1 protein-coding gene is annotated in these 1,761 nt (G+C 56.3%); it reads right to left on the bottom strand.

Going from position 1 to position 1,761, the window contains the following annotated elements:
- The coding region (locus B157_RS35260; RefSeq protein ID WP_157618432.1) for an RICIN domain-containing protein at positions 1–1,761 on the bottom strand (1,761 nt) is incomplete at both ends.

Below are 1,761 nucleotides of genomic sequence, written 5' to 3'. Positions count from 1 at the left end.
TAGTAGCCCCCATCGGCAGGCGTAAACCGCCAGCCCTGGGTAAGCTGATTGGCGTCGGTTTGCTGAACAAGTTTGTCCCCGTCATTCTGGGCACTGCCGCTTACACCCAGCACCTTACCACTGAGCCGGGATACCAGCCGGTAGCATTTATTGGGGTCAATTGCCAACTCGGAACTGCGAAGCGAGACCACTAACGTTTGACTGAACGAGATGCCTCCTTTGTTATCGGTGACCTTCAGTTTGACGCTGTAACTCAACTGGGGAACGCCCTGCCGCCTCGGCATAATGGTGAAGGTATGCACGGGGTTGGCTTCGGAGGAAAAGCTGCCATCGCCGAAGTCCCATTCATAGGTGATGGGGTCGCCATCAGGATCGGAAGAGTTACTGCCCGTAAAAGTCACGCTCAGGGGTGAGGTGCCCGTTAGGGAGGTAGACTCGGCCACCACCACGGGTGGGCGGTTGGAAGTAGCCGGTGTTGCACTGACCTCTACCCCACCGTTCCAGCCGTTGCCTTTTCGGGTATAGACCCGGAAGTAGTAGCGTTGTCCGGCGGTCAGATCGGTCACCAACACCGATGTACCCGTGCCCTTATAAAGTACCTTGCCACCATACAGGTCGGTACCATTACCCGTGAAACTGGCGTTGGCAGTATAATCAAGCCCGAGGGGAATATCAGTGAAGCCTGAGCCAGCCTTACCCACCACCAGCACCTCATCGAAAGGTGTGGCCGGGTTGGTCCAGCTTACCCGCACATCGCTGACCGTGTTGTAAGGGGTTGCGGTCAGGTTAGTAACCAACAGATTAGGGGTGGTACAATCGGGATAAATCTTGACAGAGTCCTGCGCCGATGCGGTGCGGCCTATGCCTGTCACTGTCAAACTGATCAGGTAATACGTATCCACCCCATCACAACCCACCGGCGATAGGTCGACAACCGGATTGTTGTCCGAGCGGGTTGTTATCAGTTGCTCGCTGGTGCCCCGGCGCAGCTTCACCTGCCACAGGATGGAGTTGTCGGAACCGGCATTGGTAATGTTGGCCGCCAGCGTGTAACTGGTGCTCTTGTCAAGCGCGTATTTAGCGTTATTGACCGGGTTAGTGATTTTGGCCGTAGGTGCTGTATCGGTGAGCTGAATAGTAAACACCTGGCTGGTGCTTTTCAGACCTTTGCTATCGGTTACGGTAAGCAGGGCGAAAAAACGAGTGATAACGCCCACCCCGGATTTGCCGGATTTCGGGCTGAAGACCCGCACCTGATTGGCGCCCTGAACGTACTCACGATCCGAATCACTGGAGTAAAACTGCCATTCGTACGTGAGCGGATCACCTTCGGGGTCGTAGGATTTGTCGCCCGTGAAGGTCACACTCAGCGGTGCCGTACCCGTTAGGGAGCTAGTCGTGGCAACAACCACGGGCGGCTGATTGATCGCTTCCGTAGTGCAGCTACGCTCCTCAATGCTCCACTGCTGCTGCTGGCCCGACCCCAGGGTCTGCTGGCTGATCGGTGCTCCCTCCGCCGTGCTGGAGTTGCGTACTGTGATGGCTTTATTGGAATTGCGGTTAATCAGGCTGAAGTAGCCTTCTGCATTACGCACCAAACGCCATTGCTGATGACTGCCCCCCCAGTAAGTCCATTGCTCCAGCAGGGCATCATTGGCGCTCGAGGAATTGGCCACCTGAATACCTTTCTGGGTAGACAGCACCGTGATGCTGTAGTAGCCCCCATCGGCAGGCGTAAACCGCCAGCCCTGGGTAAGCTGA

The sequence above is a fragment of the Spirosoma spitsbergense DSM 19989 genome, from assembly GCF_000374085.1.
Taxonomy (GTDB): Bacteria; Bacteroidota; Bacteroidia; order Cytophagales; family Spirosomataceae; genus Spirosoma; species Spirosoma spitsbergense.
The sequence above is the reverse complement of the archived record's forward strand: the minus strand, read 5'-3'. Positions and strand labels throughout refer to the sequence as shown.